This is a genomic window from Gracilibacillus dipsosauri, assembly GCF_003176895.1.
Classification (GTDB): Bacteria; Bacillota; Bacilli; order Bacillales; family Amphibacillaceae; genus Gracilibacillus; species Gracilibacillus dipsosauri.
In genome coordinates this window covers 130,857-157,569 of sequence record NZ_QGTD01000008.1, presented here as the reverse complement: position 1 = coordinate 157,569, position 26,713 = coordinate 130,857, and the positions used below count along the sequence as shown (strand labels likewise).

The 26,713-nt window shown below is 37.2% G+C and carries 31 protein-coding genes; all 31 read right to left on the bottom strand.

Translation table 11 applies throughout. The features are described from left to right. Positions 1-153: 153 nt before the first annotated feature. A protein-coding gene (locus DLJ74_RS07710) for an IS3 family transposase (RefSeq protein WP_109984042.1) occupies positions 154-1,502 on the bottom strand; the annotation gives its coding sequence in 2 pieces (ribosomal slippage) (positions 154-1,058 and positions 1,058-1,502; 1,350 coding nt in all). Positions 1,503-1,610: 108 nt separating this feature from the next. Further along, entirely contained in the window at positions 1,611-2,483 is an 873-nt protein-coding gene (locus DLJ74_RS07705) for a M15 family metallopeptidase (protein WP_109984041.1), read from the bottom strand. Between the two features lie 58 nt (positions 2,484-2,541). After that, entirely contained in the window at positions 2,542-2,763 is a 222-nt protein-coding gene (locus DLJ74_RS07700) for a phage holin (RefSeq protein ID WP_109984040.1), read from the bottom strand. Positions 2,764-2,793: 30 nt separating this feature from the next. Next, a complete protein-coding gene (locus tag DLJ74_RS07695) occupies positions 2,794-3,096 on the bottom strand; it encodes a hypothetical protein (protein ID WP_109984039.1) in 303 nt (100 codons plus the stop codon). A gap of 64 nt (positions 3,097-3,160) precedes the next feature. Next, complete coding sequence (locus tag DLJ74_RS07690) at positions 3,161-3,793, bottom strand: Ntn hydrolase family protein (RefSeq protein ID WP_109984038.1); 633 nt, start codon at positions 3,791-3,793, stop codon at positions 3,161-3,163. A gap of 166 nt (positions 3,794-3,959) precedes the next feature. Next, a complete protein-coding gene (locus DLJ74_RS07685) occupies positions 3,960-4,184 on the bottom strand; it encodes a hypothetical protein (RefSeq protein ID WP_109984037.1) in 225 nt (74 codons plus the stop codon). Then, positions 4,184-4,600, bottom strand: coding sequence for a DUF1617 family protein (locus tag DLJ74_RS07680; RefSeq protein ID WP_109984036.1), 417 nt, complete (start codon positions 4,598-4,600; stop codon positions 4,184-4,186). Before DLJ74_RS07680 ends, DLJ74_RS07685 begins: the two co-directional genes overlap by 1 nt. Next, positions 4,597-8,589 (bottom strand): phage tail spike protein, encoded by a 3,993-nt coding sequence (locus DLJ74_RS20735; RefSeq protein WP_245902298.1) that lies wholly within the window; start codon positions 8,587-8,589, stop codon positions 4,597-4,599. Before DLJ74_RS20735 ends, DLJ74_RS07680 begins: the two co-directional genes overlap by 4 nt. Positions 8,590-8,622: 33 nt before the next feature. Further along, on the bottom strand, positions 8,623-10,074 hold the full coding sequence (locus DLJ74_RS07670) for a distal tail protein Dit (protein ID WP_109984035.1): 1,452 nt from the start codon (positions 10,072-10,074) through the stop codon (positions 8,623-8,625). After that, positions 10,064-13,621 carry a phage tail tape measure protein gene (locus tag DLJ74_RS07665; protein ID WP_109984034.1) on the bottom strand — a complete coding sequence of 1,186 codons (3,558 nt, stop codon included), beginning with the start codon at positions 13,619-13,621 and terminating at the stop codon, positions 10,064-10,066. Before DLJ74_RS07665 ends, DLJ74_RS07670 begins: the two co-directional genes overlap by 11 nt. Before the next feature lie 18 nt (positions 13,622-13,639). Further along, positions 13,640-13,807 carry a phage tail assembly chaperone GT gene (gpGT, locus tag DLJ74_RS21020; RefSeq protein WP_425454576.1) on the bottom strand — a complete coding sequence of 56 codons (168 nt, stop codon included), beginning with the start codon at positions 13,805-13,807 and terminating at the stop codon, positions 13,640-13,642. A 17-nt stretch (positions 13,808-13,824) separates the two neighbouring features. Beyond that, the gene (gene gpG / locus DLJ74_RS07660; RefSeq protein ID WP_054859136.1) at positions 13,825-14,187 is read right to left on the bottom strand and encodes a phage tail assembly chaperone G; all 363 of its coding nucleotides are present in this window, start codon (positions 14,185-14,187) and stop codon (positions 13,825-13,827) included. Between the two features lie 44 nt (positions 14,188-14,231). Beyond that, complete coding sequence (locus tag DLJ74_RS20730; RefSeq protein WP_109984033.1) at positions 14,232-15,266, bottom strand: hypothetical protein; 1,035 nt, start codon at positions 15,264-15,266, stop codon at positions 14,232-14,234. 6 nt (positions 15,267-15,272) lie between these two features. Then, positions 15,273-15,905 (bottom strand): major tail protein, encoded by a 633-nt coding sequence (locus tag DLJ74_RS07650; RefSeq protein ID WP_109984032.1) that lies wholly within the window; start codon positions 15,903-15,905, stop codon positions 15,273-15,275. 11 nt (positions 15,906-15,916) lie between these two features. After that, positions 15,917-16,300 (bottom strand): tail completion protein gp17, encoded by a 384-nt coding sequence (locus tag DLJ74_RS07645; RefSeq protein ID WP_109984031.1) that lies wholly within the window; start codon positions 16,298-16,300, stop codon positions 15,917-15,919. Continuing rightward, a complete protein-coding gene (locus DLJ74_RS07640) occupies positions 16,300-16,692 on the bottom strand; it encodes a hypothetical protein (RefSeq protein ID WP_109984030.1) in 393 nt (130 codons plus the stop codon). Before DLJ74_RS07640 ends, DLJ74_RS07645 begins: the two co-directional genes overlap by 1 nt. After that, the gene (locus DLJ74_RS07635) at positions 16,689-17,057 is read right to left on the bottom strand and encodes a head-tail adaptor protein (protein ID WP_245902297.1); all 369 of its coding nucleotides are present in this window, start codon (positions 17,055-17,057) and stop codon (positions 16,689-16,691) included. The genes DLJ74_RS07640 and DLJ74_RS07635 overlap by 4 nt, the downstream gene beginning before the upstream one ends. Position 17,058: 1 nt before the next feature. Next, positions 17,059-17,388, bottom strand: coding sequence for a hypothetical protein (locus tag DLJ74_RS07630; RefSeq protein ID WP_109984028.1), 330 nt, complete (start codon positions 17,386-17,388; stop codon positions 17,059-17,061). Between the two features lie 13 nt (positions 17,389-17,401). Next, on the bottom strand, positions 17,402-18,595 hold the full coding sequence (locus DLJ74_RS07625; RefSeq protein ID WP_109984027.1) for a phage major capsid protein: 1,194 nt from the start codon (positions 18,593-18,595) through the stop codon (positions 17,402-17,404). 26 nt (positions 18,596-18,621) lie between these two features. Beyond that, positions 18,622-19,380, bottom strand: a complete 759-nt coding sequence (locus DLJ74_RS07620) for a head maturation protease, ClpP-related (protein WP_109984026.1) — start codon at positions 19,378-19,380, stop codon at positions 18,622-18,624. Continuing rightward, the gene (locus DLJ74_RS07615) at positions 19,380-20,507 is read right to left on the bottom strand and encodes a phage portal protein (RefSeq protein WP_109984025.1); all 1,128 of its coding nucleotides are present in this window, start codon (positions 20,505-20,507) and stop codon (positions 19,380-19,382) included. The genes DLJ74_RS07620 and DLJ74_RS07615 overlap by 1 nt, the downstream gene beginning before the upstream one ends. 20 nt (positions 20,508-20,527) lie before the next feature. Then, on the bottom strand, positions 20,528-22,225 hold the full coding sequence (locus DLJ74_RS07610) for a terminase TerL endonuclease subunit (RefSeq protein WP_109984024.1): 1,698 nt from the start codon (positions 22,223-22,225) through the stop codon (positions 20,528-20,530). Then, positions 22,222-22,548 carry a P27 family phage terminase small subunit gene (locus tag DLJ74_RS07605; protein ID WP_245902296.1) on the bottom strand — a complete coding sequence of 109 codons (327 nt, stop codon included), beginning with the start codon at positions 22,546-22,548 and terminating at the stop codon, positions 22,222-22,224. The genes DLJ74_RS07610 and DLJ74_RS07605 overlap by 4 nt, the downstream gene beginning before the upstream one ends. 110 nt (positions 22,549-22,658) lie before the next feature. Continuing rightward, positions 22,659-22,832, bottom strand: a complete 174-nt coding sequence (locus DLJ74_RS20410; RefSeq protein WP_181397465.1) for a hypothetical protein — start codon at positions 22,830-22,832, stop codon at positions 22,659-22,661. Further along, positions 22,826-23,170 (bottom strand): HNH endonuclease, encoded by a 345-nt coding sequence (locus DLJ74_RS07600; RefSeq protein ID WP_109984023.1) that lies wholly within the window; start codon positions 23,168-23,170, stop codon positions 22,826-22,828. Before DLJ74_RS07600 ends, DLJ74_RS20410 begins: the two co-directional genes overlap by 7 nt. 3 nt (positions 23,171-23,173) lie before the next feature. Further along, complete coding sequence (locus DLJ74_RS07595) at positions 23,174-23,707, bottom strand: hypothetical protein (RefSeq protein WP_109984022.1); 534 nt, start codon at positions 23,705-23,707, stop codon at positions 23,174-23,176. A gap of 108 nt (positions 23,708-23,815) precedes the next feature. After that, positions 23,816-24,643, bottom strand: a complete 828-nt coding sequence (locus DLJ74_RS07590) for a toll/interleukin-1 receptor domain-containing protein (protein ID WP_109984021.1) — start codon at positions 24,641-24,643, stop codon at positions 23,816-23,818. A 103-nt stretch (positions 24,644-24,746) separates the two neighbouring features. Further along, positions 24,747-25,469 (bottom strand): hypothetical protein, encoded by a 723-nt coding sequence (locus tag DLJ74_RS07585; protein WP_109984020.1) that lies wholly within the window; start codon positions 25,467-25,469, stop codon positions 24,747-24,749. A 253-nt stretch (positions 25,470-25,722) separates the two neighbouring features. Further along, the gene (locus DLJ74_RS07580) at positions 25,723-26,160 is read right to left on the bottom strand and encodes a transcriptional regulator (RefSeq protein WP_109984019.1); all 438 of its coding nucleotides are present in this window, start codon (positions 26,158-26,160) and stop codon (positions 25,723-25,725) included. 24 nt (positions 26,161-26,184) lie between these two features. Then, positions 26,185-26,589 carry a hypothetical protein gene (locus tag DLJ74_RS07575; protein ID WP_245902295.1) on the bottom strand — a complete coding sequence of 135 codons (405 nt, stop codon included), beginning with the start codon at positions 26,587-26,589 and terminating at the stop codon, positions 26,185-26,187. Continuing rightward, positions 26,558-26,707, bottom strand: a complete 150-nt coding sequence (locus tag DLJ74_RS20405; protein ID WP_181397464.1) for a hypothetical protein — start codon at positions 26,705-26,707, stop codon at positions 26,558-26,560. The genes DLJ74_RS07575 and DLJ74_RS20405 overlap by 32 nt, the downstream gene beginning before the upstream one ends. Positions 26,708-26,713 lie beyond the last annotated feature (6 nt).

The window sequence follows — 26,713 nt, the reverse complement described above, 5'->3', positions numbered from 1 at the left end:
AATGGTACATTATCGCAATTGCTATAGCTCTTGCACTTGGTCTTTTTAACTCAAGAAGAAAAAAAGATAAAGATCATACCAAAAAATGAAAAATTATTTTTTTAAGGAGCACCGTGGATGAAGTGACCCCCAAAAGTTAGACAGGTTATTTCATTAGGCAGCTTGTTGGGTATGAATTCGATATTTTATCGGACTCATACCTTTTAATTTTGCCTTAATCCGTTTGTTGTTGTAGTAATCCATATATTTTTCTAATTCTTGTTTAAAGTGATCAATGCTTTCAAATTCACTGAGATAAAGAAATTCGGACTTCATAATTCCAAAGAAATTCTCTATTACGGCGTTATCATAACAGTTTCCTTTACGTGACATGCTTTGTGTTATTCCTTGTTCCTTTAAGGCATGGCGATACTGTTTCATCTGGTAATGCCACCCCTGGTCAGAATGGATACTTAGACTTTCATCGCCTGTTAATCGTTCCAATGACAGATCTAACATATCTGAAACTAATGAGTAGGTTGGTCTGGAACCGATCGTATACGTGATTATCTCGCCATTATATAAATCAAGAATAGGAGAAAGGTAGAGTTTTTCTCCAAATAATTTAAATTCCGTAATGTCAGTGACCCACTTTTCATTTGGCTTGTTTGCATTGAAATTGCGTTCTAAAATATTTGGAGCTACCTTACCAACTTTTCCTTTGTAAGAACGGTATTTCTTCATTCGTACAAGAGATTTTAATCCTAATTCCTTCATAATACGCTGAACTTTCTTGTGATTAACCTGATATCTACGGTTTCTAAGTTCATCACGAATACGGCGATAGCCGTAGCGCCCTTTATGTTCATCATAAATTTCTTGAATAAGTGTTTTTAATGTTGCGTCCTTATCTGGACGGTCAAATTGATTAACCCAGTAATAGTAGGTGCTACGTGGAATGCCTGCTAATTTTAACAATGCCTTCACCGAAAATTCCGCCCTTAGTTCATAGACTACTTGCGCTTTGTCTTGTTTGGTGATTTTTCCTTGTTTTGAACTAAGGCATTCAACTTTTTTAGATAAGCATTTTCCATCCGTAAGCGTTCTACTTCTTCTTTTAATTCCTCTACTGCTCCCTTTGGTTTAGTAGATTTTTTTGTTTCCTTTTTCATGGATGGACGCCCCTTTTTCTTTGGAATTAGGGCGTCTAATCCTTTTGTTTCCAATAAGTTTTGCCAATTCCATAGTGTAGATTCAGATGGCAAATTAAATATCGCAGCTGTTTCAATGATAGACGTCCCATTTTCATTCATATAGTTAAGTACGTCTAGTTTATATGGTAAGGTATAATTTGTATAGCCTTTTAAAAAGGCTTTTTCTCCATGATATTGATATTTCTTTATCCAATATCCAAGTTTACTACGGTGTACTCCAATTTCTTTTGCGATTGACCCGTAACCTTCATTACCTTCTAGATATCGTTTCACTGCTACAATTTTTTCTTCATTTATAAATTTTGCCAAAAGAAAAGCACCTCCAAATTTTAGATTGTGTCTAAAATTTGGGGTGCAGTTCAGGAAAAGTGCTCCTTTTCCTTTATAGTTAAAACCATCATCAATATATTATTTATACTATTTTACAAACGTACCAGCATTCAAACGTTTTTGCATTTCTGTAACCATCAAGGATGGTTTACTAATTTTCCGATCAATAGGTGTATCCAGGTAATTTTGCAATGCACTAATCGTCTGTGGTCCAAGATAACCATCCACTTTTGTATTGATTAATTTCTGCAACGATCTCACCATAGCACTACCGCCATTACCATATCGTACTCCAGATATTTGGGTAGTAATGCTATTTCTGGATTGGTTGCTAATAATACCATCTACAGGAGTACCTAATGCCTTTTGTAATGCACTAGTTGTATTTCTTCCCCAATAACCATCCACTTTTAAGTTAGCTTTATTGCCCGATGGCTGGGTAGGTGTACTAGGCTTACTGGATCCACCTACTTTAGATTTTAGGTTTGGTCGTTTACCAGCTTGTAATTGTGAGATGGATAATCTACCACTCATCTGCAGGTGAGGATAATCCGGAAAGCTTGACCAATCTCCGCCCCACTCAAATCCTAATTGCTTCGCAATCGCTACTACTTCCATCCAGTCACGTTTTCCATCCTTATCAAGGTCCACTCTGGTGTTCCAGATGGCTTTTTTGCCATCTGCAGATACTAAGAAAAAATCAACTGCTAAACCATAGTTATGATAGCTTTGGCCACCACGAGCATTTGTTACAATGCTACCAGATTTTGTCCTACCCTTTGCATATAATTCGTTTTGTTCCGCAAAGCTTCTAAAACCATCACTAATTTGAATACGGACACCTTCATTATATGCCCTCTTGATTAATTCTATTGTGGATTCTCTGACTACTGGATGTAAGCCACTGCCGAATTTCTTTTTTGATCTATCGATTAAAGTATTTAATGATACCTTACCCATTTTGTTCTGCCTCCTTATAAAATAGAAAAAGGATACCACATTTATGTAGCATCCTTACTTATTTCAATCCTTCACGTTCTAATGCTACTTTTTGTTTTCTACCCTTTAACAATAGATAGTTGTTTTTAAACCATGCCCATACGGTAGCAATTCCAGCTAAGACAAGAGAAATAACATCCTCACTTATAACAGGAATTTCATTCAAACCGTAATTTGCTAGAATCATATTAATCCACGTGATGGCTAATAAAATGGTTCTTACGATTGTTCCTTTATCCATGTGTCTCACCTCCTTTAAAGTAATAAAAAATCAGCCCTTATCTGGACTGATTGAATCTAATCGTTTATGTGCTTGTTTAGCGGATTCTTCTACCCTTGTTACTCTTTCTCCAAGTGCGCCAATTTGTCTTTCGTTTGCTCGAAGATCAATTCTAATATTGTCGACACCATTACTAATATTATCTAGCTTTGTTTCAATAACAGCCTCTCTTGTGGCATCATTTTTTATGTTTTCTTGTTGCTTGGTCTGCTGCTTCTGCCTATTTAGTTGGTAGCCTAAATACGCAATAATGATTGATGCAATGGAAAGTAATATTCCAAGCTCTACTGTCATGCTTGACCCCCTCTATCTTTTTTGGGTATTAAAAAAGCACCTCTATTGAGATGCTTACTTAACACTATTTAATTTGGTGAAAATAAGATTTTCTGTTTGTAATAACCAAAACATCTACAGGACCACCACATGGGTTGTAGCCATTTTGATTTTCATATTTTATAGCGTGCTCTATAATCTTTTCTGCAAAATCAATTCCTTCTACGAGGGAGTATTTCTCAAATGGAAAATAGCGAGAGAACTTAGTACTAACCGCTGTATGATCTCCCTCCCATATAGCAATATATGGGTATTGCTCACTATTTTTTCTAACATAATTGTCCTTGCAAGAAACAAACATTTTAGGGGTATTAGTATCGTCGTATCCACATATCATAAAACAAATATCTGCTTTGTTATATGTTTTAAGTAATTCGTGTAATTCTTTGCTCACTTCTTCAACTGTTTGATTTATACTAATAGAATTATGAACATACTCCATCAAAATCCCAGACACTGGCTTTAAGTTGATGTGAGTGTTTCCGTGATATCCAATCCCTATGTTTCTCTCTTTGCTGAAGAACAGTTTATATTCATTATCCTTTTCAACGTATCTGCTAATAATGTCTCCGTACTGATTTTTTTCCGTAAAAGTTACCCTGCTATCTGCTGCTAATACAATACCATCTTTTACAGCTACTGAAGTTAAAATAGTCATTAATAATGTCTCCCTTCTATCTACCTATTCGACAAAAAGAAGGAAATTCCTGCATAAAAAATACGCCTCATTTGGCGCTAGATTACCATCATGTGAATGATATTGTGCAGTTAGGGGATAGTCCTTCCTTAACCTATCCCCGTCGATTTCGACATAAAAAATAACGCTATGCAGCGTTAGGATCCTGTGTTATTTTATTCGCTACTTCTTGTCTAACTAGCCCTTGTAGAGATGCGACAGACTCATTTCCGCTATACTGTGCAGCAGTAAGTGGAATATATCCATTAATGTTAATGGTTCGTTCTTCATTGTGACCATTGAAATGTACTTGGACAGACTCTAACGCCCCTTCTGCATACCGCATATTAACAGATGTGATATTGATCACCATTATTCTTCACCTCCCTCAAAAGCCTCATAGAGATAAGCATAATCATAGGCTTGTTGCCCTTGCCATTCTACTTGTGAATCTTCCAATGCCTTTTTCACAGACTTCAGATAAGTTGGGAAATCCCCACTCTCAATGACCACTGTTTCTTTATGGAAATGTTCTAAATCTCTCTTGAGTTTTTCTTCGTCTCCATCTTCAAACTTATATTTGCCATCCTCGATAATCGGTTGATCTTCTTCATCTTTAATGGCGTAGCTTTCTTTCAATTTCTTTTCTTCCTCTGCAGCTTGTTTTAGTTTTTCGATAAGTTGTTTCGCTAATCGAGTACGATGCACAGACTGCAAACCTTTCAATTCCAATTGATCTAATACACTAATCACACCGGATAATTTGATATTTTCAATCGCTAGTTTCATGCTATTTTTGCCTCCAATTCTTTTACTTTTCCTTTTAAATATTGATTTTCCATTTTGAGAAAATTAATGTCATCCGCATGGCCATCTGTTATATCCATTAACTCTTGGATAGCCTTCCAACTTAAACTGTTCATCGCATATTGATCCACCCCATCCCCATCTACGACTTCTTGAGGCGTGTTGTAACCGTCTCCGATTATTAACCCATACCTTTGTTTATACACGCCATTCATAACGTCGGACTTTAAATAATATTCATAAATAGTCGCTTGATTAATTAATTCTGATGCATTTAAGTCAAGCTTTCTTATATCCTGTTTATACTCTTCCAAAGAACCATTTGTGAATGAGGAAGCAGTAATAGGCCTATAGTTGGGTCTACCACCGTTATAACCATTAGATGTAACTAAAACACTGCCCGAACTGGAAGGTTGCAGGTATACGTTGTTAGACCCCCATCCTCTGCTATATCCTGCTGACCTAATATCACCGTCTACACGTAGAAGTTCTTCAACATGTACGTTTCCACTAATCATTCTTAGGGTTATGCCTGTACTTCCATAAGTTGAAGTCCTTCCTAGTATCTTCCATTCTTTAGCATTAGCATCATAATAGGACTGCATGGCACCTGTTCCATATGAAGATCGACTGTAAGAAGCAACTTCAAAGTAACCACTCGAAACGACGAAGCTATCTGCAAATACTCTCCCCTGTGCAGTAAGTTGCAAACTATCAGCGAAGCTAGTCCCAAGGAACACACTTCCTCCACTTGTTATTGAAGTAGGTGAGCTATCCCACCAATTATTAAAACCGATACCATCTGGACTAATATATGTTCCCTTATTTAAATTACCATTATTATAATGTTCTACCGCTAACCCAAATTGACTGATTTGAGCTTGGCCGTATGTCGAGAGATTTGTTGATCCGGATTTCATGGTAATTAACCCATCATTAACATCAAAAACACCTTTTTGGTTGCCTTTTGCCCAATCACTATAATAAATGCCTTCTGAATGGATGCTGTTGTTTTCGATAGTTGTATAATTATTAGAGTCGACTCTTGAATTAAGAGTAGATCCATTGATAGTAACCCCGTTAATTGTTCCAGCAGTAATCGTTCCTAGCTTACCGGTAATATCCGACAACACCGTAACGGCACCAACTAAGTTTAACTTAGATGCTTGTATCCTAATCGATTCAGGCGTTTGGTTAATTGCAGATATAACGCCATCCTCTTCGACTTTAGTAGCGATTTGGTTACTGTGTTGGGTGATCGTCGATTCTGCCGAACTTACTCGACCGGTAAGGTTATCGAACTCTGTTTTGCCTACTTTCGATTGAATTTCGGTGGATAGTTGCGTAATTTCGGACTCAGCGTATGAGTATACGGAGTCGATATTGGATTGTACGTCTTCGGGAGCTGGTTGCCATTGTGTCTTTTTATTACCTTTTTCAAGTTGCAAATCCCATACCACAACAGTAAATTCTTGGTCATATTCACTTCTATTGGGTTGGATATACATTCTATCGTTAGAAGTGCCTATATCACTCCTTGTAGTGAATTTAATCATATACTCATACTCACCATTGTCATTTGGATAGCTCTGATCACCGACCGACCAATTACCTGCCCTAACAAGTACACCATCCCTATATACTTTCGTCTTTGAGGCATCTGCAACATTTGAATGTCCGGCCATTGTATGAACTGAACCTGAAGTTTTCTTTACTTTAAATGACATAACGTATTCAGTAACCGGCTCGTATTGATCTTCATGTATATATAATCCCGAATTCATTCCACTTAATGTGAATTGGTAGTTGTTTCGAGTAAATCCTCCAGTACCCCATGAACCAATACTTGATAAAGGAGCTAGATTCCGAGCGCCGATCTCAATATCCGCAATCGCATTATCAACATACGTTTCGCTTACTTTACTGTTTATCTCGTTAGATAACACATTAATACTAGACGTGTGATCAGAAATCGCCACAGTATGACCGTCAACAGTCGCTTCTAAGTCACTTACTTCCGCAGAGATTCCGTTATAAGATATAGTTAATTCTCCGACTTCATTACTTAGGTTAGTGACGTTACCTTCTAGCGTTTCTAATTCACTGCGCTCTGCTTTAAAACTAATCGCCTTAGTATTCGCATCAATCTGTGTGCCTTGGCTACTGACTGTACCTTCTAACGTACTCAAATCGGTAATGGCAACGCTTAACTTCCCTTCTACGTCATCTAATTCCGTTTCAACTGTCGTAATTTTTCCGCCTTGTTCTTCCAGCTCGTCACTATGCGTATCAACTAATTGTTGTAAATTGTCTACCGTATTATTAATCGTATTAACTACGTCACTATCTGCCTTAAACGTTAATTGCTCGTCAACGTACTCTAGTCCGGCTTTTTCGAGTAACTCCGCGTCTAACTGTTGCTTAATTTGATCCGTATGACTATTCGCATTATTCTCGGCTTCTTGCGCTTTTGTTTGCGTAATGAAGTCGTTGGCAATTTCGAATTTGTCAAAGAACACGCCCATCGAGTTCCGATAATTATTGAACGCTGCGTCTACGGTTGATTTTTCCGTAGGTGTCGTTTCTCCGTCTGCTGTAGCTCTGTTGATCTCATCAACCAACGCTGTGTATTTCGTGTTGTAGTCGATCTTAGCATTTTGTAATTCTGACTTAGCAGTTCCATTTAAGTAAGGGCTAGAATAAATCGCTAAGTAGCGCTTATCAACTGCTTCTTTCTCAGCGTTAACGGTATTTAAATAGCCTTCGACTGTTTTAGCTTGGGCATCCTTAGAGGCTTCTTCTCTAACAGCATCGTCTTTGCCATCTATTTGAGGTTTGGTATACGTCACTTCTTCGAGCTCAGACATGCCGATTTTTTGTCTTATCTGTTCCTGCAGTGATTTCCAAATAGCATTGACTTCTTCTTCTGTGTATTCAATAAAATCTCCTAGACGGACTTGTTTCTGTGCTTGATCGGTGATGTCTCGGTCTTGAAAAAAGATTCTTGCTTCTAAATAAAGAGCAGGTTCATAGCTAGTATCTTTGATCTGTATTGTATCTCCAAAACGAATTTTTTTATGTTCCAATCCCGGTACCTTTTCTAGATCGGCTATGGTTCCTTCATACGTTACACTAGCGTTGATTCGCTTAGAAAGTTCCCTTTCCCCTAACTCTTTTAATCTATCGACAGTAACACTTTCTGTATTGGTTATTTGCGGTTCATACGTGTCGATGATGTGTTGCCCATCAATTCCCCACCGTTGAAGAGCATCTTCATCTTCGACAATAATCTGCAGTCGATTTCCTTCTGTATCAATTGGACCTAATACTCGTAGTGCAGTGACAATATTGTCCGTATTTTCAATTCGTCTCAATCCTAATAAATCTTTCCCAAATTCGACTCTTCGACCTCGCCACTCGCCTACCTTCTCCACTAAATCTACATATCGACCTGTGATTTTTCCATTCACATGTTCCACTCGGAAGTTTAATTCTAGGTCAAATTCAGAAGCTATTTTTTTTAGATAGGCATATGGATTGGTATAATTTTCGAACACAATGGTTCGAACACCATTAAAAGCAATAATTCCAACCTGCCATCTTGTCCCACTTAACGCTTCAGTTGCATGATCTTCTGCAGATAAGGCTAGTGTAGTATGTGGTAGAATAGATTTTGCTTTTATTAATTCCACATAACTAGCATAAGCATGAACCTCAAGCCGGCTTTCTAGTCGATCCTCCTGCACTTCGTAGATGATAAATTCTAAAAACTCCCCATCTTCTCCTGGAATGATCGTTCGGTTCATTCCTTCAAGCGAAGAGGAATAGGGTTGATCAGCATAGGTTACAAATTCAAAGGTTTCACTTCCATCTTCTAACGATTTTTTATGGCTGTTAGATAGCACATTTCGATAACGAATATGGCCAAGTGCTTCTTCTTTTTGTTCATTTGTGATAAATATCTGCGACATGTTCTCACCTCGATTCTCCGTTGTAAGGGAAGGTTATAAAAAGCGCCTTCGATATTTGCCCGAAATGTGAAAGGCACTGTCTGGTAACGCGACTAATTGATTATCCCCTTTTTTTAAGGTAAAGTAATCGGCTCCTAAATTATTGTCTTCATAAGGCTCCCCATTGATATAGACTTGGCCATTTTGTGTATGGTCAAATGTGATAATGTCTCCCACATCTGCGATATAAGGAATCCCTTCGGCTTGTTGATTAATTTTATCTACACTAAGCGAATAAACCCCCAAAGCATTGGGAGTCGGGTATGTTTTATATCCAGCTATATAAACCACGATTTGTGCCACTCTATCCGTAAAAATGTTATGATAATCTGTCCAAAAAACGGATCTTCTGGTATGATGTCTACCGGTTGTCGTGTCTGTTTTAGCAAAATACGCATACCATCTATTCCCGCTTCTTTGTATACGAAGAACGCCTGCAAAATCATTCCAGTTCCCAGGTTGATCCCCCGGTTCATAGATAAACGTGTGATAACTTTCCCCGGAATAAGCTCTTGCGAGTCCGTACATATTCGCCATCTTTGCAGAGCCATCCATCATACCGACTCTTGTTACAATATTTCCATTGACATCTAATAAGTACAATTCAATCTTGCCTAATAGATTGGGGCTTACTTTGTTGTACATGCTAATCCATGTTTGCATTCGAAAATCTTGTAAAGCTTCTGGTAAACTCGTTTTGATGGCAGGTCCATGCCAGCCAATAGTAGAGGAACCATAGGAAGATGGTTGAAATCGAGTATTCCCTCCAACAGCCATTTGTCCCATAATATCACCATAAACCTCTCCAGCATTCGCCGTTGTCCAGCCATTCAAGGTATCACCATCTGAATAAAATACCCTTTCAAACTTTTTATACGTGGTATTATCTACTTCAGTTGGTCTGCCAATCATGTTATATTCATTGAATTGATTCTGTATCATAGCAAAGGTTACTGGCTCTTTTACCTCCAACTCAAAAACAGGCTCCGCTTCTGCAGTACCATCATTTCTAATATTAAAATAATCAGATGGGGCAGAGAATTGCATTTCTGGTCCATAAGCATATGGATCCGGACATAAAAATTGAATCGTACCACTCCGTAATACAGCCATCTTTTCAAAGTCATCTAGGGTATTCTGCACCACGGCAAAATAAATACGACCAGGTTCATCATCAAATTCTAATGGTACTGGTTTATCTGTCAAAAGCCATTCCGCTAATTCATCCTTTTTCGCCAATGCATCCGCATCATCCTTAATCCGAAAACCTACTGGTTGATCTATCGGTAATGGCTCTATGTCTGTTGATCTTAAATAGCCTCCTGGATAACCAGGTACGGTTAATAAATTTCGTCTTCTAGCAGCAAAGGGAGGTTTTTTTCGGCCACGCTCAATATATAGCCAGTCTTTTCTCATTCCGTTAAATGTTATCGATTCATACGCCAAATTTCTCCCTCACCTTCTGTTTTCTATTTTGTACTTCTGATATCACAGGCTCTAGTCCTTTCCCTAGTGATCTAGCATCTATGACAGGATTGGTATCCTTGGCCAATATTTCAGCTAGTAACCTGTTTTGTTCTAAGGTTGCATTAAGTAAATCCCTTGTATAATCCACTACAGTAGTGGATCTAGTAGTTTGACTGGAGACTTCACTTTGCTTCCCTAGCAGAGCTAATAGTTTGTTAAACGGATTATTGCTTAAAGTATTTACGATTCTGTCTGCTTCACCGATTGGGCTTATACCTGCAGCATACTTCGGCACTTCAAATAAGGATGTGACCATTTTATTGGTTTCATCATTGGTAAATACTTGGGCACCTTTTGGTACGTTATATAAACCAAAGTCAGCCATCGCCCATTTGTTTCCGTGTTTTACTAACTCTGGACCTTCTTCCCCTAACCAAGATACACCGCCCGGGTGTGAATCAGTACCATCAGCAAATCCTAGTGTTTTACTAATAAAATTAACGCCAACATCAATAACATTAGGGACTATATCCCAAATGCTATTTTGTCTTGCTAGACTCACATCAACGTTCTTTTTTCCTTTTTTGGTAGCCTCATCATGCACCTTGTCAGCAGTACCATGGTCATCAACATTAACATCTTTATCAATATCTTCACCTAGAATATTATTGGTGATATTAGCTTTTCTTTTTACTTCATCTATTTTTAATCCTTCTTTATGTGCACCAGTTATTCTCTTACTATATACATCTAAGCCCGCTACCTTATTGACATCTTCTAAGGCTCCTTTTGCACCTCGCAATTTATCGATCTCATTTTGCGCCTCTCGTACTCGCTTGTTGTATTCTTGGGTTGTCAACTCTCCTGCATCTTTTTGATCTTTTAAGCCATTTCTAATTTTTATATGTTTTCCAATTTCTTGATCTAAGACCTCAAGACCTTTTCCTCTTTCACTATTAAGTCCTACTTGACTTAGAATTAAGGCCTCATATTCCCCAGCGATTCTTTCAAAATCCTCAATTTCCTTTTTATTTTTGTTTAGTGATTCTTGCTTCTTTTCTAGCTTAACGTCTAATTTGCCAATTTCTTGATCATGTTTCTCCCGTATAGCATCTAGACCAGCCTTTTCATCTTCCAATTTGACTAATTTTTCACTTAATCTTATTGCCTCTTCTTCATCAGCTAATTTGATTTGACTTTTAATATTAGCAATCTCTTGATCCTTTTCCCTTATTTGGTCACTAATTCCTAAAAAGTCTTGTAAAACTAAAGATCTTTCACCTTCTAGGTTTTTGATTTCACTTTGGATTTCTCGTTGTTCTTCTAAATTTTTCTTTTGTTCTTCTAGTCCGCTTGTTAAAGCTTGATAAGTATCAGCTGTTAATCGTTCTCTCTCAGCTTGATTTAATTCTTTCACCTTATCTAGAACACCTACATAAGCATTCCTTTGCTCTGAAATAGCTTGCACTGTGGTAGGAGTCTTGTCGACTATTCCATCGTTTAATTTTAGGAAGTCTTTCATTTCCTTGTTAGTTAGAGTGGACTTTTTAAGTAATTCTGCTTGTTCATCTTTTAATTTTCTAATTGTTTCTTCTGTTTTAGCATCCTTTAGTTCGGTAGCGATATCCATATATCGCAACATTTCATCAGTGGATAGCTTATTCTTTTCTTTTAATTTTTCATACTGATTAATCAATCCGTCTAATGATTCAATCTCTTCTTTTCTTGCTTGAATAGAATTTAAAATTTCTTCATTAGACTTTTGCGAATTTTTATGAAGGGTATAGACTACACCACCTAAAGTTGTAACACCAGCAATAGCCAAACCAACAGGTCCACCAGTAATACCCATGAGACCTATACGCCCAAGCAATCCTTTTCCGCCTGCAACACCTATAACTTTGGATAATCCACCAGTTATCTTCATCAATCCACCAATACCCGTGCTAAGGCCACCAACAATGGATAAAACAGGTCCTGCAGCTGCAGCTATACCACCCAGCATGACTATGTTCTTTTTACCTTCTTCGTCGAGTTCGGAAAACCATTCGGTTACATCCTCTACGCCTTCTTGGACATCAGGAAGCACTTCTCTTGTAAAATCAAGAAGCGTTTCTCCAACTGGTAGTAATACGGACTTTGCTTCTCGCCAAGTAGACTTCCATTGCCGAGAAATGGATTTTTCCGCATTCTTGGTCATGTCATCCATGGCGCCTTCCACATCTTCTAGACCTTCACCGATACCACCAAGCGAGTACATAGCCTCGGCTTCAAGGTCTTCCCATTTCGTGCCGTAAAGTTCGACTCCAATTTCATTCGCTTTGACTTGGTCGTCCATGCCTTCTAATTCTTTTAGGATGGCATTCGATACATCTTTGACGGTTTTATTGCCTTTCAAAAACTCTTTCCAAACCTTTTGCGTATCTTTGGACAGTCGCCCCATGGCATCCTTTGTAGTATCGGAACCATCTTTTACACGGATCTGGAATTCTTTCATTACATCGTTGATATAATCCAGGTTGTATGCCCCAGCTTCCATACCGTTAGATAACAATTCAAAATACTCTTCTGCACTGAAACCCATACTTCCAAATAGAGTGGAATACTCACTTAGGTTGTCAAACATTTCATTACTAAAATTAAGCCCATTTTGTGCCCCTCTAGCCATCAAATCAAAGGCTTCATCTGCTTCAATACCAAAACCTTTCATGAGATTATTGCCGGCTCTGGTGACCTCGTTCACATCGGATTCAAAGGTTTCCGCTAAGAGAAAAGCTTTTTCTGTAATGCTCTCTAAATCTTCCTTATTCAGGTCTCTGATATTCTGTTTGACTTGTAGTAAAGCATGGTCAATTTGATCCGCACTTTCGCCAAAACCGTTTTTATAAATATTACGAGATATATCCGTTAATTCCTTAGCTTCTTCTGCAGTTAGACCCAAGGAATTTTGGATTCTTACTGCGGAATCCTCGTAGCTTGATGCGGCTAATCCTGCAGCTGTACCCATCCCTAAGACAGCTGGGGTGACAGTGGTAGACAAAGCATTACCCACACTGGACACTTTGTCTCCAAAGGCTTTCATTTTGTTACCAGCCTTGTCTAATTGATTCCCCATCTTCGTCCAATTGGAATTGGCAATCCGCTGTTCTTCTCTCAGCTGTGCAAGATCATCTTCTACTCGCCCTATATATCGCTGTAAGTTTTGCAAAGATGCCGATTGATTGTTATATTCTTTGGCTGCCTTTTGCGCTTCTTTGGATCCTTCCCCATGTTCCTTGACCATTTTGTCATAGGTTTTTCGAGCACTCTCTACAATAGATTTTTGGAGTTCGAGCTTCTTATTCAAACCTTGGAGTCTAGTTTCGTATTTTTCAATAGACTTATCACTTCGATCAAAAGCAGACATATTGGCTTTCATTTCACTGTTAACAACGGTCAATTGGGATTTTAAATCCTTTAGACCGGAGTTGACCTTCATCGTCTCTAAATCTAGTTCAATGGAGAGACCTTCGATTCTTTCAGCCATGTTTATTTTCCTCCCTTCTTAACCACCAAAAGCAGCAATAAGCGACTTTTCTTCTCGTGGTTTATTTTTATCTTTCATCAGCTGAACAACGTAATGAATGGGCATATCTAATACTTCGTTGATATCCTTACCTTGCTGGGTTAGTTTAAGGACGAGTTTATCTAAATACTCCGCTTGCTTGGCGATAGAAAAATCCTCATCCGTTAATTTTTCTTCGCCAAGTAGTTTTTTGTATCATCGCTTTGTTGTCCCTGTGCCACGAAGATAAGTTGTTGTTTTAATACGTCTTGCCCACCTGGAGCATGGAGACGGTTGTAGATGTCATCGGTTGTGATTTTCCCGGCAAATACTTCATTGGCTACAAAGTCTGCAATTTTATCAAACTTATCTGCTTCCGACATGGTTTTATCTGTCTCCACTTCATGCCACACTTCGATAGCGTTTCTCGCTACACGTAAAGGGATGAAAGCAGGGGTCCATACTTTTTCAATCTCGGGTTCGTCACCTTTTAATACTCCTTCCGGATTTTTCACTAGTTCTAGCATGTTTCGTTTCAAATTTGCCATGTTGATCATTCCTCCTAAATATAAAAAGAGCAGGATGTAATACCCTACTCTTCAATCTTTTTAATTAATGGTCTGCCTGCTTTATTGTTAGAGGAAGCTAATGCATCCAGTCTTTCTTGTCTGATTTTTTTATTAGCCGGTCTTGGAAATGGCTTATCCTTTTCATATTCCTTGTCCTCTTCTAAATCTAGGAAACTTTCCAAAACAATATACTTTGCTTTAGCCAATGGTCGCACCTCCTTAATTGCCTCCACGTATTTTATCGATGCTTTCTCCTGGTTAACATATGATAGGTCATCCTCAAACGGAGTATGATTCACATATTTCCCTTTAAAAAATAAAGATGGATGATCATCCACTACACCGGCATTATGGAATATTTTTGTTTCATAATATCTCTCCACTGGATCTGTTGGCCAAGAAAAGTTCATTTCTTCAGGAACTTTAACATCAATACCGAAATGATAGACGTTCCAAAGTTGCGCCCACATCTCCGCTGTCCATTTTTGAATATCCGTGTTGGATTGGTCCAGAAGCTTATAAAGCGTAATCGAATCTTGGTATACCTTTTTCCAGTATGCATAAGAAGGATTTTTAATCGCCCATTGTGCACCACCAACTGGATCTTTTTTTCTAATAAATAGATGATCTATTCCAATCGCCCTACACATATCTTCTAGCAAACGATCTCCCTTGCTATCGATATATTGATTACCAATGTAACCTGTGCAATCCGATGCATACCACATTTTTTTGGTCGGTCTCACTTTTGGAATTTCCCTCAACAACACATCGCTGTCTAAATAAAAATAAGATCCATTTTCTCTAGATGAATCTTCTTCTAGATACATCATCCATAAATAGGGTTTGATGGACGGAATATAGGACTTATCTGTTCGATTATCTGGATAAACATGTACTTCACACCCCATATCCTTGAAATATTCAGGAATATCAGCATCCCCTTGCGTAAACAAGAGGATAATGTCTTGTATCCCTAATTTTTGCAACCTAGTAATGCACACTTCTAGTTCCCACTTAAAACGTAATATAGCAGGCTGACAAAGTATATATTTCATCCTTTATTATGCTCCGACTGTCGTAGATGTCGTCGTGCTAGAAGTAGTAGTTGTCGTTGTTGGATATGGTTGTCCAAAAATCTTTTGAAATAATAAATCACGTTGTGTGGTTTCACCTTTTGGATCTTGAGCAAAAACGACAGAATGATCTTCTTCAAATCCATCAACTTCACGATCCATAAATTGAGCTACTATTTCCTCACTAGAAAATTCAACACTTTCTCCTTTAGTTGCTCCAGTAATTGCAGGACGGGTAAACATCCCTTTTGGTAGCCCCACATACTCTCTATGACCATCTTCATACGTTTTCGCAAAGATTACTGCAACATATGGTGGATTATCACTAGACCCTGAGCCTGTCAATCCATCTGCAGACTTTTCCCATCCTAACAATCTCGTTTTATCCTCTAGTGGAATTTTATGAAATTGGGAAGTAACAGAAGTGTTACCACTAGAAACGGCCATTTCGGCAGTAGTGTTATCTCCATAAGCACGTACAATTTCTTGTGGCATCTCAACATTAATGTTTTGCAAAAACTTCACTCGTTCAATTGCATCAGCTGTTAAGCCATCTCCCACTTCTCCATAGAAAAACTCATCCACACCAGTGGATGCACGATAATTCTTTTCTTCTGTCATTCTTATCACTCCTATAAATTATTAAAATCTTCTCTATACAAAGAACCGCGATACCTTCTGGCATCACGGAATACTCCTTGATCATATTCTTTTGGTCCTGCACGTTGAGCAAAACCGAATGTATCCCACATGACATCACGAACCTTGTCAGCAATTGATTCGGTTAATTTCCTATTATGACTCCAAATATCAATCTGCAGTAAGAAATCTAGCTTTGTCCATTGGTCATCTGCGTACTGGCTAGGTGTCGGTGTATCAATAGGGTCAATCACGATATAGGGGTTATCAACATCCCCTGTTTCCGGATATTCATAAAACTTGATGCGACCTAAGGTTTGCTCTTTAATATATGCATCAGCAATTAAAGCCTCATAAATTTCATCTAAAATATCCATCACAGACCACCCTTCAATGCTTTTTTCACCGCATCACCATATGCCTTCTCACTATTTTTCAAAGCTCTTGCGATAGCTCCTTTACCAGCTGGATTAGGATTGTTAATGGTTCCCCACTCATTAAGGTGTATGATCCGATACCGACCATCTGGTCCACGCCAATGCACTTTAATCGTTCGGACACCATTTTCCCAATAAGGTCCTGTAATGGTAATCTCCTCAATACTAGCTCCTGTATCTTTAAATTTCTCGAACTCTTGTTTTAAAACTTTCACAAATTCATTGGCAGCCTCTATTAAAGCTTTGTCGCTGATTCGTTGCAAAGCCTGCTGACCAAGTTTTTGCTCGAGTTGGGCCAATAGTTTTGGTAATCCTTTTATTTTCACGCTCATGTAACCAACCTCGCTATTACGTTAATAAATCGATTGTTCTGCGGATCTGGTTGAACATGCTTCACGTTATATCGATTGCCTTTATACTGAGGATGATCGATGGAGATATAGTGCTTATCAGTCGGTATATATTCCTGTAATGGATCTCGTATGGTGATGGTGATGTCTGACAATGTGCCATTCGACTTGGCAAGCTCCAAATCTTTCATCCATACTTCATCGATTTTTGCCCAAGCATTATAAAGGATTTTTTCTTCTACTTCCCCTGGCTCGGGTCCCTTTTTAGGTACATACTTGTAAAAGGATATAGGCGTTCGTAATTCACCCGAATGTACACGAGGTGGTTTGTATTTAAAGGGTCTCACCTTAACCACCTCCTGTTGTTGTCGTTGTGGTGGTAGTCGCATTTTCCATACGCTTCATTTCAATGTCTAATGCTAATCCCGTTATTTCACTAAGGAAATTATCTTCAAAAAACTCGACCGCATCATTGTACGCATATCGAGTACGCTCGAACACCAATTCCTTTGCACTATTATCGATATCCGTAGTTCCGTAGATATCAAACTCACCGCAACTACTCCTTATAGCAGAAACAGAAAAGGACAACAATCTTTTTAAATTGTCGTCCTCATTGTGAGTTATGTGATTTCGTTCTTTATACTCTTCTACAATTTCCTGTGTGATTTCTTGCAATCACATCACCTCATTATGCGCTAGTGGTTGTACTTGTTGTAGAGCTAGTTGTGGTGGTTGTACCGCCACCGTTGAAAGAAATGTTTAAATCGTAAAGTAAAGCTGTTTTATTATCTTCGGGCTTCCCATTTGCAAACTGCTTGATAGTGTAAAGCATGGCATCTTCAATCGCCAATGTTTGGTCAAATTTATTTGTTTTGTAACCACCAGCTACTGCAGCAAGATATTTCCCTTGAACAAAGAAAAGTGCTTTCTTAGAAGGTATTTCTTCTGATTCAACTGTTTTAATGTTGTAAGGAAGTGATGTTACCCATTGTCCGTTAGCAGTTTGGATGGTATTTCTAGCTTGTACACTAATAGCATCCGTTGGATTAACAACCATCACAATTTTATTAAGCACCTTGCGTGCCTTCCCTTTTGCATCCGTAGACAAGGCTTGGATGACATCGTGCAATTCACCTGCTACAACTTCCCCTTTTTCAGAAGGAGCGAAAGTTAATGTACCAGATGAAGTTTTTGTGGTAACTGCTCCATTTTCAGAAACGTTTTTCATTAGACCAATCGGTTCGTTTTGAGATGGCCCACGACCGTTTACTAAACCATATTCTAGCCCTACGGAGTAAGACTCAACTAATAGAGTACGAACATAGCGTTCTACATACTCTGGTCCCAGCTCCAACATGTCTTTAGGAATGACCGCAAATGCTGTAAGTTTCAATTGTCCAATTTGTTCTTCTCGGAATGCTGCACCAACCTGTCCTTTAATTTCACCAAACAATGCTCCCCAAGCGTATGCTTTTGTAGGGTCTGATTTAATGAAGCGAGTGACTGCTCCTAAGTCTTGTAATCCAATTGATTCCAACAATGGATGAGCTTTAACTAAATCCTCAAATACTCTTTCTTGTGTAGTTATTGGTAAGATAGAATCTTCATCAAACCCACCAAACTCCACAACCTCGTTAAAAAATTTGCGTTCTTTTGAAGTCAGAACGTTTTGACCACGAGCAGCTAATATCTGGGCATCATGCACTTCATTTCGAGCTTCAGCAGAAATTTTCTCAGTTAAGTCATTTTGTAAAGCTGTAAACATTTCATTAAAAGCCGTTTCATGTTGCTCTGGTGTAGATTCCTCGTTCTTTACAACAGACATATAAGCTGTCTTTTTCTCTTCAAAGTTTTCCATTTTACCTTTTAATTTAATTGTCATGCTTTATTCCTCCCTAATTTTTTTCATTATAAAAAGCGCTTCGGTTTCTTATTTACCGGCGCTTTCGTTTGTTGGTTATTTGGTTGCAATTCGTTAATAATTTCTTCTTTAAAATCAGCAAGCATTTGTTTTACGATTTCCTCATCAATGGCATTTTTTGTATTGGTAGGTTTGTTCAGTCCGCCTTGACTTCTAACTTTGTCAATGACTTGTTTCGGTAATACAACTGAGTCTACAGCTGCTACTGTTTGGTAACTATCATCAAACATAATTTCATCAATCATATTATGTTCCATCGCCTGTTGAGCTGTCATCCACGTTTCATCATCCATCATGGACAGTAACTCTTCATCTGTCTTCCCACTTTTGATTTTATAAGCATTTGCGATTGTTTGATTAACATTCTTTAAGAAATCAGATGTTTTATCCATTTCTCTATAATCGCCACTGGAAAATGTACTCGCATTATGAATCATCATTTGTGCAGTAGGTGCCATCATTACTTTTTTCCCAGCCATAGCAATTACGGAGGCAGCACTCGCTGCAATTCCAACAATTTTAACCGTAGAATCGCCAGAGTAATCTTTTATAGTTGAGTATATTTCTGAACCATCGAAAACAGATCCTCCTGGACTATTGATAAGTATTTCTAAGTGATCACCATTCGCATTTTCAAGAGCAGTTTCCACCATTCTTGGAGACGTATGATCTATATCGAACAATTCATAAATCCACGCAATGTCATCAGATACAATGGTACCTTTAATTTTCAGCTTATATGGCATCAGGTCTCACCTCCTTCAATAGATTCATAGTTTTTAGTGATGACAAATTTATCAAGTTCTGGATCATCTGAACGTTCATCACCAAACTTCTCACGTACTTCATTACGTGTATAAGCACCACTGGCAACAAGCTTGTCTACTGCTTCTGCATTTTCAATCACACTTTTCTCGACCACTCCCCTCACCTCGATTCTGTCACCTTTTAAGTAATCCGCTTTTTCAACTAGCTTTGCATTTAATTCATCCGATATTTTTTTGATCAATGGACCGATGCAAAACTTTATATAAGCTTTTAAACTTGTTTCGTATTCTGCTAAATCTCCATGGATCAAGGCAGCAGGAATACCAAGTATATTCGCAACCTCGTCGACTAAGGTTTTTTTAAGCTTTGTAATTTCATCAACTGATTGCCCTTTACCATCTCCTTTAGAAACCTCATTATAATTAAAACCTTTTAATTTCGGCACAAGAGCAATCGTGTTTTTCTTGAAAGATTGAAAGAGTTTATCAATGAATTCTTGCAACCTGCTTTGGCTTTTCTCATCAAGTTTCCCTGTGGCTTCTACATCAACCGTCCCTCTAATTTGATGATTTCTCATACTAATCTCAATCATACGACTGAACAAATCGCCAAAATCCTGAAACATACCATTTAAAAACTTAGCAAGCTTTTTATTGTTATATGTGAGATAAATTACTTCATCCATTTGGAACGTGCGTTGGAATGTGTAATCTTTTACCGAGACATTTCTAAATATATCTGGGTACACAGCATATTCGATTCTGTCAAAATCATCCGCTATTAATAGATCATTATTGTCTGTCAAAATGACCAGAACTTCATTTTCATCAAGCAACTTATAAATAAAATCTTGCCAAAACTTTGCAGCTGTCTGATCAGTATTGGGACGCACGTTTAGAAGATAATGCCAATCTTCAAACTGACGTTTGCCATCCTTCATAATCCTAAAGTCTGACTGGCTAATAGTACGTCCTATAAAATTAAAGTTGGTTTCCAAGGCCATTTGTTTTAAATAGGCCCTGTGATTTGTTTCGTCAATTAAATCCAGATCAAACATTGATTCAAGCTCGCTATTTCGTCTCAATATTTTATCTATCCATCCCACCTTTTGTACTCACCTCCTTCTTAGAAATTCAGCGCTTCAAGTGCATCCAATGATTCGTCTAAATCGATATCATCCTCCAAGATGTTATCCGCTTGCCATAGAGCATGAATGAAAGCCTGAAATCCATCCGTTTTACGTCTCACTTCATCCTTTTTCAAGTATTCTTTATTTCCATCTTTTTTGATCTTGACATACACATTATTAGTAAACCAACGCATTAATGGATTATCGCCATAGATGATATGATTTTGTGCAAATAACGTTTCGACTCTAGGAGCAAGTAGCGAGTGAATAGCTTTGGGATTCCGGATATAAATTAATTCAAATCCTTCTGCTTCAAGTGCTGTCTTTACTAAATCTAATCTAAAGGTATCAGCAACAATTCGATTCACTCCGTAATGTTCTCGCATGGCAACAAACCAATCTACAATATGTTTTATATCGATAACAGGACCATCTACAATGGTGAGTAATCCTTGTTCGTGCCAGTCCTCAATGGGAGCTTTTAAATCTACTGCATCCAAAAAACCACGTCTGACAAAAGAATGAGTTTTCCAAATGTAATCTTCGCCAACCTTAAATAATAATCCCACAGATGCAAAGTCTCGAATGCTCGCAAAATCAAGACCACCTACAGCAACCCTATGTTTTAATTCAGGTATTTTCCGTAATATCTTTTCATCATCGTTTGGACCTGTTTCAAAACCAGTTCTCCATATTTCTTCCCAGGTAGCTACAGAAGCAGTTAAATCGGTAGCAGGAAAGTTCATCCGCTTCGTCATAAAGCGTATTCTTGCCGTTGGTTTCGAGTTACCTAATGTGACATACTGTCTTTTCACTTTTCTAAAAAGTTCCTTAGCATAGTCATTCATCGGCTCATGGAACATTGGATTGGCCTTTTGCCAAGCATCGTAATCCTCTAACTCTTTTTCATCATCAAGTGTGGCCATAAAAACAAATAGATTATCTTCTGGTGCCTCGCCTTTAAGCACACTCATAGCGCGCTCTTTAAGATCATCCAGGTAACCACCACGAACAAAGCCATCTGTTGTAATAAAGAATTCTCTCGAATGTTTCACCTTACCAAGTCCAGATGTAAATACATCAACAATGGCTGAATCTTCATATTCGTGCACTTCATCATAGATGACGCAACCATCACGTAAACTATCTTTTGTTTTAGCATTAGATGTATGGTAACGCATTTCACTGCCATTAGTTCGGCTGACGATCTCTGATTTCGTATGATAAAACAGAGATTGCAAAACACCTTTTTTACCATCTTGTTCAATCGCATTATAAACTTCTTTGAAGGATGTCTTGGCTTGATCTTCACTATTGGCCACAATGGACACATTATAATTTTTAATGCCATGCAGATCACTGATAAAAAAATGTGTGAGTGATGAGATCAAACCATTCTTACCAGCACCTCTTGCTTTATATAAAAAGAACTGATCAAAAAACGGATTATTATCTTCTTTGTAAAACAGAAACACAAATGCCGTAATAAACTTTTGGAATGGCATAAGTTTAAAATAGTTTTTTTCGGTAAAAGCTATATATCTTTCATGTGTCACTTCATCAAAATAAATATCGTCACGATTCAAGACGTAATTTTTTAAATAAGTAAATAAAAGAACCACGTACTTGCTGACTTTAATCTTGCCGGCATCGTACTGGTTCATGTAAAACGTAACATGCTTATTTATTTTCATAGCAGATCATTTGCTGAATAGCTATTCTTATTTTCATCATCGCCTTGAAAACGGAAAGAGCGTTCGATATTTATAATAGATGCATTTACTTTGTTCATCTCAGCAAGAAGAGGGTGCGACTTCACATATGATTGGCTCCCATTTCTTACCGTGATAGAAACACCCTCTGCTTTTACTTTCTTTTCCATGCGTCGATATATCTCAATATGCTTTAAGTACCTACCGACTTTTTCTACTTCAACTGGACTACTCGTGTCCACCTTTGACATCAGATAATCCTTGATTTTATCAATACCCACGTCCGTTCTAAATTTCAATGTCACATGCACCCACCCCCCTCACGTGAGAATTTTGGTTTGAATCTGGTTAGTCGAGTCCCCCTTCACCGGTGCCCCCGATCAAAAAAATCGCGAAACTTTTTAGGTGGGGGGTACTATTTATTTTCTTCCCGCACCTTATATCCAAGATGAACCGTAGCTTCTAGTAACAACTTGTTCAGCGCATTAAATTCTTTCATCATTAAATGACCATTATCAATTTTTGATTCTCTTTCCAACAGATCTTCTAATGTCTCGCAAGCTTCTTGTACTTCCAATTCTTTCACCACCATTCATCATCCCACTTAGGTTTCTTCCTCCACTTCGAGTAATCAACATACCTTCCATGCTTTTTGTTATGACAAGTAACACACAGTGTTTCTAAATTATCCTCATCAAGCGCAAGCTCAGGATAATCCTCAATCTCTTTGATGTGGTCAACTACCAACATGATCTTCTTTCGCTTAGCAGATTCGCTGTACTCATTGGTATCAATTGTTACTCTGCCTTTGCGTTTGCACTCCTGGCATTCGTAGTTGTCTCGCTGTTTAACCTTTACTCTTAGTAGTTTCCATTCTTTACTGTCATAGAATTTACGCTTCTGTTGTTTGGTTTTGTATTCATGCATTGTTCATCTTTTATTGTTGTGTTTGATAGTTCTAGTGTCCGGCCGTTTGCCAGTGAAATGTTCAATATGAATTTCATTGCCGCCTTCAAATGGGTTACCAGTTTTCGTTTTATAATCAAATGAAACATGGACCTTTTTTTCTATCTTCTCACCTTTATAAAAAACCTTCGGAACACTATCAATATCATCCAGTTCAATAGTGAGTAAAGATTTGTTCTTATAATCAGTCATGTGTTCATAAGCATAAGTTAGAGCATCTACTGCATCGATACTCTTTTCAGGCACATAACATATTGCACTTATTGTATCTGGAAAATTAATTTCACTTGCTACACCTAACGCATTAGAAATTTGCTCTGGGATTTTAAGAAGATGTCTTGTTTCAGCAATCTGCAGACTGTCATTAACATCAGATAATTTTTTAATAGTTTCTAATCCAAACATACTTAGCAATCCATTGAACATTGATTCCGTTACATGAGGATACTTTGATTGTAAATACTTTATAGCTTCTTTAGAGAAAAATCCGTTCTTCATTCTACCCATCTCCTTTTATGCATAGTAAAAAGACATTTCGTTAAGAAATGTCTTAATGAATGCATATTACATCTATAAAAAGAAACATAACAAAGTATGCAAAAAATTTTATTTGCTCTCAACACCTTTTCTAGAAATTATATTTCTTTTGGCATTACTCCTTGGTATTTTCCCACTTATCAAATCATATAAAAAGTCAATATGTATAGATGCACTTCTTAGTTGCTCCAAAATTTCATCATCATATGCCTCAAATTTGCGTAGTCGCTCAATTGTTTGACTTATGAACATATCTACATTTCTTAGTTCTTTGATCACTTTATTTATATCAAATAGTGGTACAAATTCATTAGCATTTTTTGATAGTAATCTTTCTTGCTCAGATAGCTTAGAGAAGATATTACTTAACAATTCTCTATCACTTGGTTCATGTACGAGTTCATTGTTTTGATCAGCCTTTTCTATCTTATTTATATTTTTACTTAAATCTGGCCACCACATTTCAAAGGCTCTATCTAATCTTAACTCGTCTAGTTTACCTGTTTCGCAACTATTATTAATACTTTTGACCAAACTTAACAAGCTTTCTTTTTCTAAATCTGTTGCTGATTGAAATTGTTTTAGTGGTCCTTGTTCTAACAACATAACATCAGATTCATATAATATAGGAATAACTCTTGACTCTAACGTTTTTGAAAGAGCACCAGCTTCATAATTTAACCAAGGAGCATTAATATTTGATGGTGTTACAAAAACTAAGCCAAAAACTGAAATTTCTAAACTATCTGCAATACTATTATTCCACCTTTCACCCAAAGTAATATCTTTTGATGACATATACGGTTCTACATATTGCAGAACATTGGGTAACCAATCCTTAAAAATCTCTGCTAATTGTTTACTTTCATTGCCTGACCAACTAAGAAATACTTTCATTTTAACTTACCCTCCTACCTCTTTATCTTTTATTAATTTCGACAAAAAGTAGGAAAATCCTGCGATAAATTATAAAGACATCTCGTTTGAGATGTCTTTATAATTATTCTTCTTTTTTTATAGGTAATAACTTTTTAAATTCATCAGGAATTTCATTTTTGATATCCTCTGGTAAAAAATTATATGCTGATACACCAAGGAAATTAGTTAATTTTGGATGTTTTTGAGAGAATAAAAACATTTTAGTCGAGAAAGATAATAACCAATTTTTCTTAGTTAATGTTCCGACCTGAGTCTTTAAAGTTTTAATTTCTTTTTCTAATTCTCTAATAATGAATCTATTTTCTTGCTCCTTATCCTTATCTTCATTAATTTTATTTTTTAACGATTCCTCTAGCTCATCTAATTTATTTTTTAATTTATCTATTTCATCTGAGTTAAAGTTACTATCTTCAAAATCATTAAACATTCCTTCAATTTCCTTAACCTTAGATTGCTGTTCATTAATTTGCCTTACTATCGGAGAAGATACAATTTCAGAGTTTATATTTCGTACCCATTCTCTAATGATTTTTCTAACTTCATTCAAAGTTTTAATTTGGCTATATTCTTGTTGTTCTAAAATTGAACCGGGCGAGAAAGAAATACTCATTAGCTCTTGTGCGATAGAATCAAAACTTAACTCTAATTTATAGCCTCTAATAAATTTGTATAGAATTTTAATGGTCTTACTGGTCTTATCTGTATTAATGACAAAATCTTCTTCTCTGGTGTAGTCGTCATTAAATTGTTGTATTATTATTTGTCTAAAATGATTAGATATCATGTCATTCCCCCTATTTGTTTTGTTTATTTATTCGACAAATAAGGAACATAATCCTGCTTTTTTAACATAAAAATGACATTTTACCCATAATCCCAATGAAAAGGGTATGAACACTCGTTATTTTAAAGTTCAATTACATTGTATACAAAAAGCATCCACCTGAAAAATTCGGACTAAAGTTTAAAATTGGGAATATTTTGATACTAACATAATATAGCTTAATTGGAACACAAAACGGACATCATCCGGACATTTATCGCCATCCTAATACTTCTATAGTCGCTTGAACAATTTCATTCCTCCATCTTCTAGCTTGTCGTTCACTGATGTTTAATTTAAGAGCAATGCCATCCCATGTAAGTTTGGTCCCTTTATTCCAGTATCTTAATTGCACTAGTTTTTTATATTCATCTGGCGACTCATTGTATACCGTCTCAATCGCACTAGTAATCTCTCTCAAATAACTTAATTGTTTATGAGTAGATAACCTAGTGGCAACCCTCTCAGTAGGATTGCCAGGCATTTGAACTGAATTAGCACCTTTTACAATGGTTGGATCATCCGGATCCTCTTCAAAAGGATAAAGGATGGCATCTTCTAATAATTTGATTTCATTCAATGTTTTATTATAGTTGAACCACTCCGCTTCTACCTTCTTAAATGTAGGCTTGGTGATCTTTAATTCTTGCATATTATCCCTCGCAATCTGTGATGATTAATAATTGGTGTAGTTGCTACCATCCGCTAAATTGATTTTTATTTTATACTTGAGAGCATTGATTTCTTCTCTTGTTGTGATAAATGCAGTGTTCCACTTCTTTGCATTGCCATATGCTTCTGTTTCTTCTTTACGGATTTGAATTACAGCTTTTTCAGCCATCTGTTGTTTATGTTTCTTAGCTGCTAAATACGCCTCCGTATGTACTTGTTTTCGGTAAGCGTAAAGTTGTTTGCTATGTTCGGAGAAGATGCTTGCTAAGCGACCAATAAATACTAGTTGCTTAGCAAGTACATTGATTCTTGTGACAATATCTTCATCCGCTATTTGTTTTAACTGTCGCTGGTACCTTTTAAATTCTCTTAGGTTTTCATCGATCTTCTCTTCCATCGTTTTGGCCATAGTACCGCTCCATTTCTTTTCTTAATTCACGGTCGGTTAATTTATGATAGTATGTTTCGCTATATCCGCTTACCAGGCTTAATTGTTGGATGATAGATTCTCTTTTATTTGGCTTCATTTCAAC

What these genes read in the sequence shown, in the direction of transcription:
- DLJ74_RS07705 (WP_109984041.1), bottom strand. Translation starts at nt 2,483, where the DNA reads ATGGGTAAGGTATCATTAAATACTTTAATCGATAGATCAAAAAAGAAA.
- DLJ74_RS07700 (WP_109984040.1), bottom strand. Translation starts at nt 2,763, where the DNA reads ATGGATAAAGGAACAATCGTAAGAACCATTTTATTAGCCATCACGTGG.
- DLJ74_RS07695 (WP_109984039.1), bottom strand. Translation starts at nt 3,096, where the DNA reads ATGACAGTAGAGCTTGGAATATTACTTTCCATTGCATCAATCATTATT.
- DLJ74_RS07690 (WP_109984038.1), bottom strand. Translation starts at nt 3,793, where the DNA reads ATGACTATTTTAACTTCAGTAGCTGTAAAAGATGGTATTGTATTAGCA.
- DLJ74_RS07685 (WP_109984037.1), bottom strand. Translation starts at nt 4,184, where the DNA reads ATGGTGATCAATATCACATCTGTTAATATGCGGTATGCAGAAGGGGCG.
- DLJ74_RS07680 (WP_109984036.1), bottom strand. Translation starts at nt 4,600, where the DNA reads ATGAAACTAGCGATTGAAAATATCAAATTATCCGGTGTGATTAGTGTA.
- DLJ74_RS20735 (WP_245902298.1), bottom strand. Translation starts at nt 8,589, where the DNA reads ATGTCGCAGATATTTATCACAAATGAACAAAAAGAAGAAGCACTTGGC.
- DLJ74_RS07665 (WP_109984034.1), bottom strand. Translation starts at nt 13,621, where the DNA reads ATGGCTGAAAGAATCGAAGGTCTCTCCATTGAACTAGATTTAGAGACG.
- gpG (WP_054859136.1), bottom strand. Translation starts at nt 14,187, where the DNA reads ATGGCAAATTTGAAACGAAACATGCTAGAACTAGTGAAAAATCCGGAA.
- DLJ74_RS20730 (WP_109984033.1), bottom strand. Translation starts at nt 15,266, where the DNA reads ATGAAATATATACTTTGTCAGCCTGCTATATTACGTTTTAAGTGGGAA.
- DLJ74_RS07650 (WP_109984032.1), bottom strand. Translation starts at nt 15,905, where the DNA reads ATGACAGAAGAAAAGAATTATCGTGCATCCACTGGTGTGGATGAGTTT.
- DLJ74_RS07645 (WP_109984031.1), bottom strand. Translation starts at nt 16,300, where the DNA reads ATGGATATTTTAGATGAAATTTATGAGGCTTTAATTGCTGATGCATAT.
- DLJ74_RS07640 (WP_109984030.1), bottom strand. Translation starts at nt 16,692, where the DNA reads ATGAGCGTGAAAATAAAAGGATTACCAAAACTATTGGCCCAACTCGAG.
- DLJ74_RS07625 (WP_109984027.1), bottom strand. Translation starts at nt 18,595, where the DNA reads ATGACAATTAAATTAAAAGGTAAAATGGAAAACTTTGAAGAGAAAAAG.
- DLJ74_RS07620 (WP_109984026.1), bottom strand. Translation starts at nt 19,380, where the DNA reads ATGCCATATAAGCTGAAAATTAAAGGTACCATTGTATCTGATGACATT.
- DLJ74_RS07610 (WP_109984024.1), bottom strand. Translation starts at nt 22,225, where the DNA reads ATGAAAATAAATAAGCATGTTACGTTTTACATGAACCAGTACGATGCC.
- DLJ74_RS07600 (WP_109984023.1), bottom strand. Translation starts at nt 23,170, where the DNA reads ATGCATGAATACAAAACCAAACAACAGAAGCGTAAATTCTATGACAGT.
- DLJ74_RS07595 (WP_109984022.1), bottom strand. Translation starts at nt 23,707, where the DNA reads ATGAAGAACGGATTTTTCTCTAAAGAAGCTATAAAGTATTTACAATCA.
- DLJ74_RS07590 (WP_109984021.1), bottom strand. Translation starts at nt 24,643, where the DNA reads ATGAAAGTATTTCTTAGTTGGTCAGGCAATGAAAGTAAACAATTAGCA.
- DLJ74_RS07585 (WP_109984020.1), bottom strand. Translation starts at nt 25,469, where the DNA reads ATGATATCTAATCATTTTAGACAAATAATAATACAACAATTTAATGAC.
- DLJ74_RS07580 (WP_109984019.1), bottom strand. Translation starts at nt 26,160, where the DNA reads ATGCAAGAATTAAAGATCACCAAGCCTACATTTAAGAAGGTAGAAGCG.
- DLJ74_RS07575 (WP_245902295.1), bottom strand. Translation starts at nt 26,589, where the DNA reads ATGGCCAAAACGATGGAAGAGAAGATCGATGAAAACCTAAGAGAATTT.
- DLJ74_RS20405 (WP_181397464.1), bottom strand. Translation starts at nt 26,707, where the DNA reads ATGAAGCCAAATAAAAGAGAATCTATCATCCAACAATTAAGCCTGGTA.